Source organism: Pseudomonas sp. PA27(2017), from assembly GCF_001945445.1.
GTDB lineage: Bacteria > Pseudomonadota > Gammaproteobacteria > Pseudomonadales > Pseudomonadaceae > Aquipseudomonas.
On sequence record NZ_MSXW01000005.1, the window covers coordinates 17,678 to 32,268 of the forward strand.

At 65.3% G+C, this 14,591-nt stretch carries 9 protein-coding genes; 2 read left to right on the forward strand and 7 right to left on the reverse strand.

The window, feature by feature from the left end:
- Positions 1–143: 143 nt before the first annotated feature.
- A complete protein-coding gene (locus tag BVH06_RS01860) occupies positions 144–1,772 on the reverse strand; it encodes a hybrid sensor histidine kinase/response regulator (RefSeq protein WP_075932988.1) in 1,629 nt (542 codons plus the stop codon).
- A 189-nt stretch (positions 1,773–1,961) separates the two neighbouring features.
- Here BVH06_RS01860 and BVH06_RS01865 point away from each other — a divergent pair, with 189 nt between their 5' ends.
- Positions 1,962–2,345 (forward strand): hypothetical protein, encoded by a 384-nt coding sequence (locus BVH06_RS01865; protein ID WP_075929268.1) that lies wholly within the window; start codon positions 1,962–1,964, stop codon positions 2,343–2,345.
- Positions 2,346–2,561: 216 nt separating this feature from the next.
- Here BVH06_RS01865 and glyA read toward each other — a convergent pair whose 3' ends face one another.
- Together glyA and BVH06_RS01875 are read right to left on the reverse strand one after the other, a co-directional pair.
- Positions 2,562–3,815 carry a serine hydroxymethyltransferase gene (gene glyA, locus BVH06_RS01870; RefSeq protein ID WP_075929267.1) on the reverse strand — a complete coding sequence of 418 codons (1,254 nt, stop codon included), beginning with the start codon at positions 3,813–3,815 and terminating at the stop codon, positions 2,562–2,564.
- 122 nt (positions 3,816–3,937) lie between these two features.
- Positions 3,938–8,107, reverse strand: coding sequence for an EAL domain-containing protein (locus tag BVH06_RS01875; RefSeq protein WP_139315539.1), 4,170 nt, complete (start codon positions 8,105–8,107; stop codon positions 3,938–3,940).
- A 393-nt stretch (positions 8,108–8,500) separates the two neighbouring features.
- Between BVH06_RS01875 and ettA the strand changes: the two genes are divergently transcribed.
- The gene (ettA, locus tag BVH06_RS01880; protein ID WP_075929266.1) at positions 8,501–10,165 is read left to right on the forward strand and encodes an energy-dependent translational throttle protein EttA; all 1,665 of its coding nucleotides are present in this window, start codon (positions 8,501–8,503) and stop codon (positions 10,163–10,165) included.
- 472 nt (positions 10,166–10,637) lie between these two features.
- Here ettA and rtcA read toward each other — a convergent pair whose 3' ends face one another.
- From rtcA to BVH06_RS01900, 4 genes are all read right to left on the reverse strand, one after another.
- Complete coding sequence (rtcA, locus tag BVH06_RS01885) at positions 10,638–11,663, reverse strand: RNA 3'-terminal phosphate cyclase (RefSeq protein WP_075932989.1); 1,026 nt, start codon at positions 11,661–11,663, stop codon at positions 10,638–10,640.
- Between the two features lie 141 nt (positions 11,664–11,804).
- The gene (locus BVH06_RS01890) at positions 11,805–12,593 is read right to left on the reverse strand and encodes a nucleotidyltransferase domain-containing protein (RefSeq protein WP_075932990.1); all 789 of its coding nucleotides are present in this window, start codon (positions 12,591–12,593) and stop codon (positions 11,805–11,807) included.
- Between the two features lie 16 nt (positions 12,594–12,609).
- On the reverse strand, positions 12,610–13,188 hold the full coding sequence (locus BVH06_RS01895; RefSeq protein ID WP_075932991.1) for a hypothetical protein: 579 nt from the start codon (positions 13,186–13,188) through the stop codon (positions 12,610–12,612).
- A gap of 47 nt (positions 13,189–13,235) precedes the next feature.
- A complete protein-coding gene (locus BVH06_RS01900; RefSeq protein WP_083651826.1) occupies positions 13,236–14,588 on the reverse strand; it encodes a HEAT repeat domain-containing protein in 1,353 nt (450 codons plus the stop codon).
- Positions 14,589–14,591 lie beyond the last annotated feature (3 nt).

The window sequence follows — 14,591 nt, forward strand, 5'->3', positions numbered from 1 at the left end:
CTACGGAAAGTGCCTGCGCTCGGTGATGCTGCGTTGAAATGTCTCTCAGAATGCTCATTTACAACACGTAAACTGCGCTTCTTCGAGCCATTTCGCCTTGCCTGACCTTCGCTCGGCAACTTTCCGTACGGAGCCTAGGCCGCTTAGGCCACCTGGGCCTTGAGCTTCAGCGCCACCAGCAACGAGCGCAGTTCGGCCGGTTGCACGGGTTTGGAGAGAATCGGGATCGCGTCGTCGCCCACTGCTTCCTGCACGCGGCGCACGTCGTGGCCGGTCATGATGATGGCCGGTACCTGGCGGGCGGCGAGGGCCCGCACGTGGGCGATGCAGTCGGCGCCGGAGGCTTCCAGGCCGAGGTCGAAGTCGGTCACCACCAGGTCGATATCTGCCGCCACGTCGGGCAGTGAGGTGTAGGTGTCGACCACGCAGCCCCATTTCTTCAGCAGGGTGGCGGTGGCCAGCAGCACGTTGTGGTCATCCTCGATCAGGCATACGCGCAGGCCGTTGAGCATGCTTGGCGCCTGTGGCCTGGCCGATGGTGCCGCCTGCCGGGCGGGCGCACTGACCAGTTGCAGGCCGTCGATGGCCGCCAGGGTGCCTTTGCCTTCCACCGAGCGGATGCGCACCTGCAGGTTCATCAGCTTGCCCAGCCGGCGCACGATGGTCAGCCCCAGGCCCATGCCTTCCACGTCGCTGTCGCGGGCCTGCCGCACGCGGTAGAACTCCTCGAAGATGTTTTCCAGGTGGGCCTCGGCGATGCCGCGGCCCCTGTCGTAAAGCTCGATGGAGAGATGCGCACCGCGTTGACGGCAGCCGATCAGCATGGGCTGGCCGGGGGCGTACTTGAGGGCGTTGGAGAGCAGGTTCTGCAGCATGGTGGTCAGCAGGCCCTGATCGGCCTGCACATGCACGTCCGGGCAGTGCAGGCGGATCTCCACACCGGCCCAGCGCGCCGCCTCAAGGTTCTGCTGGATCAGCTGGCGCAGCAGGCCTTGTAGGGGCAGGGGCTCCATGTGCGCGACGACCTTGCCGCTGTCCAGCGAGTACATGTCCAGAATCGTACGGAACAGCCGGGCAACGCTGTTCAGGGACTTGTCGATGTTCTCCACCAGACGGTGCTGCTCGCCGTCCAGGCGGCTGTCGCGCAGGCAGGCGGTGAACAGGCTGATGGAGTGGATGGGCTGGCGCAGGTCGTGGCTGGCCTGGGCGAGGAATTGCGACTTGGCGCGGTTGGCGGCCTGCTCGGCCTCGGCCGCCAGGCGCGAGCGCTTGAGCAGAGCGTGCATGTAGGCCGGCACCATCAGGGTGGTGAGCAGCAAGGTGACGATCAGGTAAGGCTGCGACTGCCAGTAGGCCGAGATGCTGGCAATGATCAGCAGCGACAGGGTGGCCAGCACGGTTGCCAGCAGCAGGTAGCTGGAGCCGTAGCGCAGGCCGTAGCCCACGGTGACCCAGATCAGGATGGCGTACACCGGCAGCATCGGTTCGCCGCCGATAGCGATCGTCAGGGTGATGCAGGTGTAGTCGCTGAGCATGGTCAGCACACGGCGCACCGGGTGGTTTCCGGGGCGCCGGCGGATGTCGATCCACAGGGCCAGGGACGCGGCCAGGAAGAGGAACTCGAGCAGCAGGATCCAACCGGCCAGCGCGGGGTCTATGGCCGAGCGCAGGTGCATCAGCAGGGTGTAGCCGATGGCGATCGGCGCGATGATCAGGCGCACCACCGCCTGGGCGCGTTCGACATCGTATTGTGGAGATGCGGTGGCCAGCATGACGGTTTCCCTGTGCGCTAACGCGGATATCCGCCCACCATAGGCCGCCGCCGCTCGGTGGTGCAAGGCGCGCGTGGGGTACAAAGTGCCTCTAGCACACCCGTACTATTCCGCCGCGCAGGCACGCTTCCTAGAATCCCCGCCATCGCTTCGGCACCAGGCCGGAGCCCAGTGATCGAGGGAACAGACATGAGTATCAAAGGAACGCTTGGGGCTCTGCTTTTTGTCCCGGTACTGGCCACACTCGCCGGGTGCCTGCCGCAGAACACGCAAAGCCAGGGGCTGCACAGCTCCCAGGTGGCCAATGGCGCCGCACCGTGCACGCCGAGCACCTCCGACAGCCTGATCTCCACGGGCCGCAGCCTGCTGAGCATCGCCAACTCCGTGCTGGAAACCCAGCAGAGCATGCAGGGCAACTCCACGACCTATGCCCAGCGTATGGATGCCGCCGAGAAGGCTCAGCGCGTCAATCAGGGCAACGACGTGCTCAACAACGTCGAAAGCATGACCGCCGGCCTGGGCGCAGGTTCGCCTTGCACCGCGGCAGTTGCACCGGCCGCGGCATCGCGTTGATGGAAGCGGCCTAGCCGCGCAACCCCGTTGGAAAGACCCGCCGAAGAAGCCGCGCCATTGCGCGGTTTTTTCGTTGCGGCCGACATTCGCCCCGGGTCGGGGCTCCTACGCGATAGTGGGTGTCGTATTTGCTTTTGTGGGAGCGGCGCAAGCACATTTTCCCGCAGGCATAAAAAAGCCCGGCATCAGCCGGGCTCCTCATTGCTGCGCTGACGCTTACTTGCCGTAGACCGGCAGCTTGGCGCAGATGGCCTTGACCTTCTCGCGAACGGCGTCGATCACCGCTTCGTTGTTCAGGTCGGCGAGGATGTCGCAGATCCAGCCGGCCAGTTCGCGGCACTCGGTTTCCTTGAAACCGCGGGTGGTGACGGCCGGGGTGCCGAAACGCAGGCCCGAGGTGACGAACGGCGAGCGCGGGTCGTTCGGGACCGAGTTCTTGTTGACGGTGATGTAGGCCTTGCCCAGAGCAGCGTCGGCGTCCTTACCGGAGATTTCCTGCTTGATCAGCGAGAGCAGGAACAGGTGGTTCTGGGTACCGCCGGAAACCACATCGAAGCCGCGCTCGATGAACACTTCGGCCATGGCCTGGGCGTTCTTCACCACTTGCTGCTGGTAAGCCTTGAACTCGGGCTGCAGGGCTTCCTTGAAGCAGATTGCCTTGGCGGCGATGACGTGCTCCAGCGGGCCGCCCTGGGCACCCGGGAAAACGGCGGAGTTCAGCTTCTTCTCGATGTCGGCGTTGGCGCGGGCGAGGATCAGGCCGCCACGCGGGCCGCGCAGGGTCTTGTGGGTGGTGGTGGTGACCACGTCGGCGAACGGCACCGGGTTGGGGTACACGCCAGCGGCAACCAGGCCGGCCACGTGGGCCATGTCGACGAACAGGTAAGCACCAACCTTGTCGGCGATGGCGCGGAAGCGCGGGAAGTCCAGCACCTGGGAATAGGCGGAGAAACCGGCGACGATCATCTTCGGCTTGTGCTCGACGGCCAGGCGCTCGACTTCGTCGTAGTCGATCAGGCCGTTGGCGTCGATGCCGTACTGGATGGCGTTGTACAGCTTGCCGGAGGAGGAAACGCTGGCGCCGTGGGTCAGGTGGCCGCCGTGGGCCAGGCTCATGCCCAGGATGGTGTCACCGGCGCTCAGCAGGGCCAGGTAGACGGCGGCGTTGGCTTGCGAACCGGCGTGTGGCTGAACGTTGGCGTAATCGGCGCCGAACAGTTCCTTGGCGCGGTCGATGGCCAGTTGCTCGACCACGTCGACGTACTCGCAGCCACCGTAGTAGCGCTTGCCCGGGTAGCCTTCGGCGTATTTGTTGGTCAGCACGCTGCCTTGAGCTTCCATCACCGCTGGGCTGGTGTAGTTTTCCGAGGCGATCAGCTCGATGTGCTCTTCCTGGCGCAGAGCTTCTTGCTGCATGGCTTCGAAGAGCTCGGCGTCGTACTTGGCAATGGTCAAATCACGGCTGAACATGGCAATCCCCTGAAAGTCAGCTGGGCGGAAGAAATAGGGTGCGGATTCTACCGCATCCGAGCTGGCCAGGCATATGAAGCGTGATCATGACCGGGACAAGTGGCGCTCAAGACGCGCCGCGCTTACTCGAGCATGAACAGGCTGCGCCCGCAGAACTGCGCCTCGAAGCGATGGGCGGGCATCGGCCGGCCCAGCAGGTAGCCCTGCACCTCGTCGCAGTCGTGGGTGCGCAGGAAGTCGAGCTGTTCCTGGGTTTCAACGCCCTCGGCGATCACCGACATGTTCAGGCTGTGGGCCATGGCGATGATGGCGCGGGCGATCTGCCCGTCCTGCTCGCCCTGGGGCAGGCCGTCGACGAAGCTGCGGTCGATCTTCAGCACGTCGATGGGGAACTGCTTGAGGTAGTTGAGCGACGAGTAGCCGGTGCCGAAGTCGTCGATGGCGATGCACAGGCCCAGGTTCTTGAGGTCCGTGAGGGTCTGTAGCGCGGCGCCGACGTCCTGCATGAGGATGCTTTCGGTCAGCTCCAGCTCCAGGCACGCAGCCGGGATGCGGCTGTCGATCAGGATGCGTTCGATGCGCTGGCGCAGGTCGCCGTCGCTGAACTGACGGGCCGAGAGGTTCACCGACACCTTGGGCACGCGGATCTTGTTGTGGTGCCAGATGTTCAACTGGCGGCAGGCCTCGGCCAGCACCCAGTCGCCGACCTGCACCACCAGGCCGAGTTCTTCGAGCACCGGGATGAACGCATCGGGCGCCACCAGGCCGCGCTTGGGATGTTGCCAGCGCAGCAGCGCCTCGACGCCGGTCAGGCGCTTGCCGTTGCCGGAGAACTGCGGCTGGTAGTGGAGCAGGAATTGGCCCTGTTCCAGCGCGTGGCGCAGGTCGCCTTCGAGCTCCAGGCGCTCCAGGGCGCTGGCGTTCATATCCGCCTGGTAGAACTGGAAGTTGTTCTTGCCGCGCTCCTTGGCGTGGTACATGGCGGTGTCGGCGTTCTTCATCAGCTGGCTCGGCTCGTTGCCGTCCTGCGGGCCGAGGGCGATGCCGATGCTGGCGGTGACGAAGAACTCGCGGCCTTCGAGCACGAAGGCCTGGGCCAGGCTGGCGAGAATCTGCTCGGCGACGTGGATGGCGCGGTGCAGGGCCGCATCGCGGCTGGCGCTGGAGTGCAGCAGCAGGGTGAACTCGTCGCCGCCCATGCGCGCCACGGTGTCGTCTTCGCCCACGCAGGCGGCCAGGCGCACGGCCACGTCCTTGAGCATGCGGTCGCCAGCGGCGTGGCCGAGGGAATCGTTGATCGGCTTGAAGCGGTCGAGGTCGAGGAACATCAGCACCACCCACTCGCGGTGCCGCTCGGCGTGCTGCAGGGCGGTGTGCAGGCGGTCCTGGAACAATGTGCGGTTAGGCAACTGGGTCAGGGCGTCGTAGTAGGCCAGGCGATGGATGCGCTGCTCGCTGGCCTTGCGCTCGCTGATGTCGCTGAAAAAGCACACGTAGCTGACCAGGTCGCCTTCCTCGTCGTGCACGGCGGTAATGCCGACCCACGCCGGGAAGTTTTCGCCGTCGCGGCGCTTGAGCCAGATTTCGCCTTCCCAGGTGCCGCGCTGGTGCAACTGGTTGAGCACGTAATGCAGGTGCGTGCTCTGCTGGCTGTCGGCGGTGAGCATGCCTGGCAATTGGTCGAGCACCTGCTCGGCGCTGTAGCCGCTGACCCGGCTGAAGGCATTGTTGACCTGCACTATGTAGCCCGCCGGGTCGGTTACCAGGATCGCCGCCGTGGAGTGCTCGAACACCGTGGCGGCCATGCGCAGGTCCTTCTCGGCACGGCGCTGCTGGGCCACGTCGCGGCCCACGCCGAGCAGGCCTTCGAACTTGCCGTTGTCGTCCCACATCGGCACCAGGCGCAGTTCTACGGGAATCTTGCGGCCGTCGGCACGCAGGAAGTCGAGGATGAACAGCTGCGGGGTGAGGGTCTGGCGCAGCTCGTGCATTTGTTGGTGCACGCCGAGGGCGCCACGGATGCGTTCGAGCAGGGTGTACACCGCGGCGAGTTGCTGTGGGTTGGTGGCCAGGCTGCCGAAGCCATGGGCCTGCACCCAGGCCGGCGGATAGCCCAGCACGGTCTGCACCGAGGGGCTGACGTAGTTGAGGTTCAACTGGCTGTCGGTGGAGAAGATCACATCGCTGATGCTTTCGGCGAGCATGCGGTAGCGGTGCTCGTTCTCGCGCAGCGATTCGTTGCGGGCGATCTGCTCGGTGATATCCCTGGCCACGCTGATCAGGCGGCTCACCCAGCCATTGGCGTCGCGCGCCAGGGCCTGCTCGGTGATGCTGAACCAGCGCCAGGAGCCGTCACGATGACGCACGCGTAGCTGCGACTCGAGCAGCACGCCGTTGCCCAGCACGCGCTGCTGGTTGCGCACGCGCTGGTGCAGGTCGTGGTCGTCGGGGTGGACGATCAGCTTCCACCAGTCGTCGCCCTTGCCGCGTACGGAATTGTCGTCATAGCCCAGGCGGCTGGCGAAGTCGTGGTTGCTGAACAGCAGCGTGCGGGTGGGCAGGTCGGTGACGTACAGGGTGTCCGGCACCGCACGCACCACCTCGGACCAGAAACGCTCGCGTTCGACCAGCGACAGCTCCATGCGCTTGCGGCTGGTGATATCGCTGATGCTCAGGGCGACCGCGTGCAGGTCCTCGGGGCTTTCCGGCAGGCGCATCACCAGCCACAGGTGGCGGGTGATGCCGTTGGCGCCTTCGATGTGGCTTTCCAGTTCCAGGTGGCCGCCGCCATCGAGCAGGGCCGCGCTGAGCTGGGCGCGGAAGCCGTCGGCGCGCACCGCGCCGCGGTCGATCAGCTGCTCCCAGGCCTGTTCGGTGGTGCTCACGCCGAGCAAGCGCAGGGCGATCTGGTTGGTTTCGGTGAAGCGCATGTGCTGCAGCAGCTCACCATGGCGCTGCGGGTTGGCGTCCAGCCAGGGTTTCAGTTCGGCGCCGCTGTTCAGGCCCTGCTCGCGCAGGAAGTGATAGAGGCTGGCCAGGTCGAGCACGCACAGTGCCGTGCCGGTGCCGTCGAAGATGTCCTGGTAGCGGCGACGGGTTTCCTGCAGCACGCGGGTGGCCTGCTGCTGCTCGGTGACGTCGCGCAGCACCCAGACGAAACCCAGCTGGCGGGAGGCGTCGCGCAGGTCGCTGCGGGTGATGGTGAACAGGCGGGTCTGGCCATTCTGGCGGATTTCCACCACGTCCGGGCCCTGGTCGCTGTGAAAGGCCGTGGCGTGCAGCAGCAGCGGGTCGAGGCCTGGCAGCAGTTCGAGCAGGTGCCACTGGCGGGCGTGCTGGGTGGTCAGGCCGAACATCGCTTCGGCCTGGGGGTTGAGGTAGGTCAGGCGGCCGGTCGCGTCGGTGACCAGCACCCGCTCCTCGATGGCGCTCAAGGCGCTGGCGGCCTGATGCAGCGAACGCCGCGAGGCGGCGTTGAGGGCGTGCAACTGACCCTGTTCACGCACCAGGCGGTAAAGGGCGAACAGGGTGAGCAGGCTGCACAGGGTGAACAGCAGGATCTTGCCGAGCATCTCCGGCAGCACCTGGGCCTGCACCTTGCTTTCATCGAGCATCGCGCGCAGTTGCCAGTCGGAGCCCGGCAGGTCCTGCAGCACGATGGTCTGCGCCTGGTTGGCCGCGGTGACCGACGGGTAATTGCGCTCCTCGGCGCTGACGCCGCGCGAGTCGGCGATCACCCGCTGGTTGGTGGCGTCCTCGAGTTGCCAGGAAACGTCTTGCTGGGGCGCCTTGAGCAGCCAGCCGCCAAGGGCGCTGGCATCGAGTTGCAGCGCCCAGTAGCCGTCGTCGACGCGCAGCAGCAGGTCGAGATGGCCGCCATCGATCGGGTCGAATACGTAGTAATAGCTGTGCTTGCTGCTGCGGCCGATCAACTCGGCGAGCAGCGCCTGTTCGGCCTGTGCCAGGCTGCTGCCCGGCCGCGGCTGCCCGCTGGCATCCAGATGGGCGAGGTCCCGCAGGGTCGGGAAAACCACGCGCAGGTTGTCCAGGTAGCGTTGCTGCTGGTCGACGGAATCCAGCGGCTCGCGGGTGGCGTGCAGCACCGCTGAGCCGGCGTTGGCCATCGAGGCCATGCTCAGGCTCAGTTGCTTGGCCAGTTGTTCGCTGACCGCCAGGTTGAGAGCGCGCTGGTCGTCCTTCAGCTGGCGGAACTCGAATTGCAGTTGCCAGAACAGCAGCACCAGCAACCCGAGTACCAGCACGACCAGCGCGCCCTTGAGGGAACGACGCATGGGAATGATCGTGGTATCGCGCTGAGGGCGAATGGTTTCGGCGGCTGACACGTGATGACGTCCTGCAACGGCGGGGTCGAGTAGGCAGGTGGCGCTGCGATGAAAGAGTGTTCAGGGCGTCCGCTTCCCAGGGCGGCTAGCATGCCACAAATGTGGCGAAGTGCCAGCCCAGGCGACGAATGTCATGCGTCGCCGGCTCTTCCTAGTCGCGGGCAGATCGCCGAAAATGCCCGGTCACCGCTGTACCGTCATCCGGGCAGGTCATCTCTATTATGTCCGGGCGTGCGGTACGGCCTGGCGCGCCAACTGGCGCGGCATTTATCCGTTTGCGTGAGGCGGCGTCTTGGCATAGGGTGCGCGCCATCGTCGCCATTTATTAGTGAGGTCTGAATTTTGGCTCAATACGTCTACACCATGCATCGGCTGAGCAAGGTCGTGCCGCCGAAGCGCGAGATCCTCAAGAACATCTCCCTGTCGTTCTTCCCCGGCGCCAAGATCGGTGTGCTGGGCCTCAACGGCGCCGGTAAATCGACCCTGCTGCGTATCATGGCGGGCGTGGACAAGGAGTTCGACGGTGAAGCCCGGCCGATGCCGGACATCAACGTCGGCTACCTGCCCCAGGAGCCGAAGCTGGACCCGACCAAGACCGTGCGCGAAGTGGTCGAGGAGGCCGTCAGCGTCGTGAAGGACGCCCAGGCGCGCCTCGACGAAGTCTACGCCGCCTACGCCGAGCCGGATGCCGACTTCGACAAGCTGGCCGCTGAGCAGGCCAAGCTGGAAGCCATTCTGCAGGCCAGCGACGGCCACAACCTGGAGCGTCAGCTGGAAGTCGCCGCCGATGCCCTGCGCCTGCCAGCCTGGGATGCGAAGATCGAGCACCTTTCCGGTGGCGAGAAGCGCCGCGTGGCGCTGTGCCGCCTGCTGCTGTCGGCCCCCGACATGCTGCTGCTCGACGAGCCGACCAACCATCTGGACGCCGACTCGGTGGCCTGGCTGGAGCGCTTCCTGCACGACTTCCCGGGCACCGTGGTGGCGATCACCCACGACCGTTACTTCCTCGACAACGTCGCCGGCTGGATCCTGGAACTCGACCGCGGCGCGGGCATTCCGTACGAAGGCAACTATTCCGGCTGGCTGGAAGCGAAGTCCGACCGTCTCGCCCAGGAATCCAAGCAGCAGTCGGCCCACGAGAAGGCCATGAAGGAAGAGCTGGAGTGGGTGCGCAAAGGCGCCAAGGCCCGCCAGTCGAAATCCAAGGCTCGTCTGCAACGCTTCGAGGAAATGCAGTCCCAGGAATTCCAGAAACGCGCCGAGACCAACGAGATTTACATCCCGGCCGGCGCGCGTCTGGGTGACAAGGTCATCGAGTTCAAGAACGTCACCAAGGGCTACGGTGACCGCGTACTGGTCGAAGACCTGTCGTTCAGCGTACCCAAGGGTGCCATCGTCGGCGTGATCGGTGGTAACGGTGCGGGTAAGTCGACCCTGTTCCGCATGCTGATGGGCAAGGAACAGCCGGATTCGGGCAGCATCGAGATCGGTGAAACCGTACAGCTGGCCTGCGTCGACCAGAGCCGCGAAGACCTGGACGGCAGCAAGACCGTCTGGGAAGCGGTGTCCGACGGCCTGGACATGATCAAGATCGGCAACTACGAAGTCCCGTCCCGCGGTTACGTGGGCCGCTTCAACTTCAAGGGCGCCGACCAGCAGAAGTTCGTCAAGGACCTTTCCGGTGGTGAACGTGGCCGCCTGCACCTGGCCCTGACCCTGAAGGAGGGCGCCAACGTCCTGCTGCTCGACGAACCGTCCAACGACCTCGACGTGGAAACCCTGCGCTCGCTGGAAGACGCGCTGCTGGACTTCCCCGGCGCCGCTATCGTGATCTCTCACGATCGCTGGTTCCTGGACCGCGTGGCGACCCACATCCTCTCCTACGAGGACGACGGCGTGCTGTTCTTCGAAGGCAACTACACCGAGTACGAAGCCGACCGCAAGAAACGCCTCGGTGACGCCGCTGCCCAGCCGCACCGGGTACGGCACAAGAAGCTGGCGCAGTAAGCGCTGTTGTAGAAAACGGAGCCTCAGGGCTCCGTTTTTTTATGGCTGCGTTTTTTGGGCGTTTTCGAATTCCTTTCGTTTCGATGACTGCAAAGCGGCGGGAGCGGCCGTTATCCGATCCATTGTGGCCGCGACCTCGCGGCGAATCGCTCAGGCACCGCCGAAATAGGCAGTCAGGCTGCAATCGTTTCGCCCCGAGGTCGGGGCTCCCACAGATTGGTTTGAGTGTCTGCTTCTGCCTTGTAGTTGCCGCTTCATGCGCAGATAAGACTTTGAACAGGCTCTGAGAACTTGGCCCGTTTTTGTGGGAGCCGCGACCTCGCGGCGAATGAGTCAGGCACCGCCGATAGGCAGTCAGGCTGCAATCGTTTCGCCCCGAGGTCGGGGCTCCCACAGGTTGGTTTGAGTGGCCGCTCTTGCCGCCGATCCGTGAGATACGTGTTCGCCAGTGCACAACGATCGCGATCAGGTCTCAAGCCCGGCTTACAACTTCAACCCGCAATACCTTGCCCGTCGGCGTGCAATGAACCGCCACCGGGCAGAAGGCTTCGATCACCTGGATATTGCTCTGCAGATGCTCGCTCAGATGCGTTGTGGTGAAGCTGCCGCTGCCGGCCAGCGCCATCGGTAGCAGCAACTGGTCGGCCAGGTGCTCGGCCACCGCTGCGCCGCTGGTCAGCCACTGTCGCAGCGGTTCGACGGCGCGGTCGGCCACCGCCTCGGCGCGAACGCCGTTCTGGCCGAAGGCGCAGAACTGCTCGGTGAGCTGCTCGCAGGCCACCGTGAGGGTCAGGATGTTGCCTGGGCCGTGCTCCTGGTCCAGCCAGGTGCAGTGCAGGTCGGCGTCCGGCCATTGCAGGCGCTTGCCGACGCGGGCCAGCTCGCGCTCGCCCACGTGGCCGGGAATGCCGGCCAGCAGCACGTCGGCACGTTGTTCGAGCACCTCGCCCCGCTCGGTCAGGTGCAGGGGCATCAGCGGCGACGGCTGGATGAACGCTTCCAGCGCGCCGCCACCGGCCGGCACGAAGCCATGGCGATGCAGCTGCAACTCGACCCGGCCACCCATACGCCGTAGCAGCGGCAGCCAGGCCCGGTCGAGGAAGTCGAACGGCGGCGCGGCCGGGTTGTGGGTGCCGCCGCTGATCTGCACGCGGCTTGGCTCGGCGGCCTGCAGCAAGGCCGGCAGAACGGTTTGCAGCACCAGGGTGCAGCTACCCGCCGAGCCGATGGCGAAACGGTAGTCTCCGCCGCGGATCGGGCCGGGGCGAAACACCAGGCTGGTGGCATGCAGCTCGGCGCCCTCAACCTCGGCACCGCTGATTTCGGCAGCGGCCAGCACGGCGGTCAGGTGCTGACGCAGCAGGCCCGGGCGACTACGCCTGGCGCGAATGTTGATGATGCGAAACGGTGTGCCGGTGATCATCGACAGGCTCAGTGCCGTCCGCAGCACTTGCCCGCCGCCGATGACGCCGTCGAGTTCGAGAATATCCTTGTTCACGGTGAATCCTTTGATCTTGATCGTTCCCACGCTCCGCGTGGGAATTCCTACCGGGTCGCGCCGCGTCCCGCTCAGCGGTGGACTGGATCGAACAGGCGATACCCGGAGTATCGCCTCGCTCATCTGGGCTACAAATGCGGCTCAGGCGTAGCGACCCACCATTTCTCGCAGGTAGACGTCGAGCAGCCCGCTGTCCGCCTGGGTACGCGGCAACGCCGGCACCGGCCGCTCCAGCTGCGCCTCGATGAAAGCGTGCAGTGCAGGGCGGCGCGGGCCGTAGGCGGACTCGTCGGCGCTACGTTTGAGGGTCAGCAGCTCGTCCACTTCGGCCAGCAGCGCCGAGTCGTCCACCGTCTGCAGCAGATCGGCGAAGGTCATCGGCGGCCGGCCACGGCCCTGGTCGATCCACAGCACGGCGAGCAGCGGGCGCAGTACGTAGAAGTATTTCTTGAGGCGCACCGTCTCGTCCTGCAGGTAGCCGCGGAAATTCTTTCTGGCCATCGACACGTAGTGATTGCGCGCCGCCGGCGGGCTGTAGAAATGCTCGGCCAGCTCGCGTAGGCGCGCCGTGGCTTGATCTTCCTGACGGTACACCAGGGGCGAGTCGAGCCATTCGAGCAGCGTCGGGTTGGATTTGCGCAGCAGGCCGAGGGTCTTGCGCAGCTCCCAGCCGCTGACGTCCAGCTCGTCGTCCAGTGGGCGCTCGATCACGTCGCGACCAGCATCCACCTGAACGAACCAGTCCGGTTTTTCCACGTAGACGAAGCGCACGTCGTAGTCGCTGTCCGTCGAGGCGAAACCCCAGGCGCGGCTGCCGGATTCGCAGGCATACAGCACCTTGACGTTGCGTTCGCGCTCGACCCGTTCGAGTTCAGCCAGCACCCGCGCGCGCATGGCGTCGCTGAGGGGGTGGCGTTGTTGCATGTCCATGTTTTTCCATCCTTGTTCAGTCTGTCGCGCTGGCGGCCAGCGCGGACAACGTCCGACGTCGCGGGTTGTATAGCGTGAGGCACCAGATGCCCCACCATTCCTTGCCGTCGTCGAAATAGTCGCTCCAGGTGCTGCGCTGCGGCTCTCTGTCTGCATCGCCGACCCAATCGAACACCTGCAGCGGTTCATCGCGATACAGCCGCAGCATTTGTAGCCACTCGCGAAAGTCCGCCACCTGCAACTGAGTGCCGTAGGGGGGATCGCGGAAGTTGCGGCATAGCGAACCCTCCTCGCTGGCCAGCTCCCGAATGGCATCGACCGTGAGCGGCTGTGGGCGGGCCTGAGCTAGATCCGCCGTCGGTTCGGGCCAGCGGTGGTTCGCGTAACGGGCATCCTGAGCGATCAGCTTCTGCTGCCAGACCCGGGCGCGTGCCTGGATGGCCTCGAACAGCAACTCCAGGGCCTGCCGATGCTCCGCCTCGCCAGGTGTGGCGGTCGGGTCGAGCGTGGTCACCACGAAGTCGAACACGCAGCCCGCCTCTTCCAGGCGGGTGCGCAGTTCATCGAGTCGCTGGCTTTGCATCGGTTGCAGCATGGCCTCACCTCATCCCGTTATTCGCATGCCTCGAGCAGGCGGTTGTTTCACGTCAGGCGCGTCACGCAACCTGGCGGCAGGGCGCCGCTGTCCTGCAATTCTCTAACCCGGGCAAGCAACCTGCGCCGTTCGGCTGGCGCTGTGGTCGGGTCGACCATCAGGTATTGCTGCTGGCACCAGTTGACGATCCACACCAGCCAGTAGTCGCGCTGCTGGATATCGCTATCCAGGCGACGCAGCAGGTAGGCCAGTTGTTGCCAGCGTGGTCGCAGCGCCATCAGGGCGGCGCGGCGGTGGTCAGGCAGGCTCTGCCAGTCACGATCCAGGCGGCCGTCGAGCTCAGCTTGCAATGCATCCCAGGGCTGGCAGCTCAGACGTTCGCAGGCTTTGGCGAAAACCTTGTCGGCTGGATCGTCCAGCATCACCAACTGCTCGCTCAGGTGCTCGTCGCCGAGACTCGCCAGCGCCGCCAGGCGCACGCTGGCCATGGGCGAGCGTAGCGCAGCAGCGCGCCAGCGCTCATTCAGGCTGACCTGCAGTTCGCTGGCCAGACCAAGCACGCCCAGCCATTCGCGCTTGGACTTTGGCAGGGCTGCGTCCAGTCGATTAGTCAGCACCTCACCGGCATCAAGCTGCCAGCTTGGCGCCGCCCAGCGGGCCAGGCTGCGCACCGCCGGCGAGGCGTCCAGCAGGGCGCCGCGCAGCATCTCGCGTGGGTCGTCGAGCAGGCTCAGCAATGCGTGAAGGGCCTTGACCCGCACGCTGGCACCGGGCGTGGCCAGTGCGTGCTGCAACAGCGGTACCGCCTGTTCCGCGGGCAGCTTCTGGCAGGCCGAAACCGCCATCTGGCGTACCGTCATCTCGCGATGTACCAGTGCCTTGCCTAGCAGGCTAACGGGCTCGTCGCTTGCCTCGAGCAGCAGGTCGAACAGGAACCGCGCACTTTTGCCGTGATGCACGACGAATGCCGCCAGCACTGTATCGCGCACCTCGGCGCCCTGCAGTACCGTGCGGGCTAGCGCCAGTGTCTCTGTGTGGTCGGCGCGCTGGCGCTCAGCAAGCGCCATCAGCGGTTGCAGGGCATACAGTAAAGCCGGTGCATGCTCGGTTATGAGGTAGCGCCGTACGCCTGCATCGGCCAACTGGCGTACCTGGTGCACCCAATCGTTGACTCGTTCGAGCAGAGCGGCCAGGGCTTTTGGTGAAGGCAGCTCACTCAGTTCACGCACCGCCACCTCGCGCACGAAACCGTTGCCATGACGGCTCAGCGTGAGCCAGTCGCCTTCGCCCTTACAGCCAGCGAGGGCTTGCAATGCTTCGTGATGGCGACGGTCTTCCCAGTAGTCGCCGGAGACCGGGCGGTTTTTCAATCGCCGCAGCCATTCTTTCAGGTATTTCATAAT

Bases quoted from the DNA above. Each gene is read 5' to 3' on its own strand.
- BVH06_RS01860 (WP_075932988.1), bottom strand. From the start codon at position 1,772: ATGCTGGCCACCGCATCTCCACAATACGATGTCGAACGCGCCCAGGCG.
- BVH06_RS01865 (WP_075929268.1), top strand. From the start codon at position 1,962: ATGAGTATCAAAGGAACGCTTGGGGCTCTGCTTTTTGTCCCGGTACTG.
- glyA (WP_075929267.1), bottom strand. From the start codon at position 3,815: ATGTTCAGCCGTGATTTGACCATTGCCAAGTACGACGCCGAGCTCTTC.
- BVH06_RS01875 (WP_139315539.1), bottom strand. From the start codon at position 8,107: ATGCGTCGTTCCCTCAAGGGCGCGCTGGTCGTGCTGGTACTCGGGTTG.
- BVH06_RS01890 (WP_075932990.1), bottom strand. From the start codon at position 12,593: ATGGACATGCAACAACGCCACCCCCTCAGCGACGCCATGCGCGCGCGG.
- BVH06_RS01895 (WP_075932991.1), bottom strand. From the start codon at position 13,188: ATGCTGCAACCGATGCAAAGCCAGCGACTCGATGAACTGCGCACCCGC.
- BVH06_RS01900 (WP_083651826.1), bottom strand. From the start codon at position 14,588: ATGAAATACCTGAAAGAATGGCTGCGGCGATTGAAAAACCGCCCGGTC.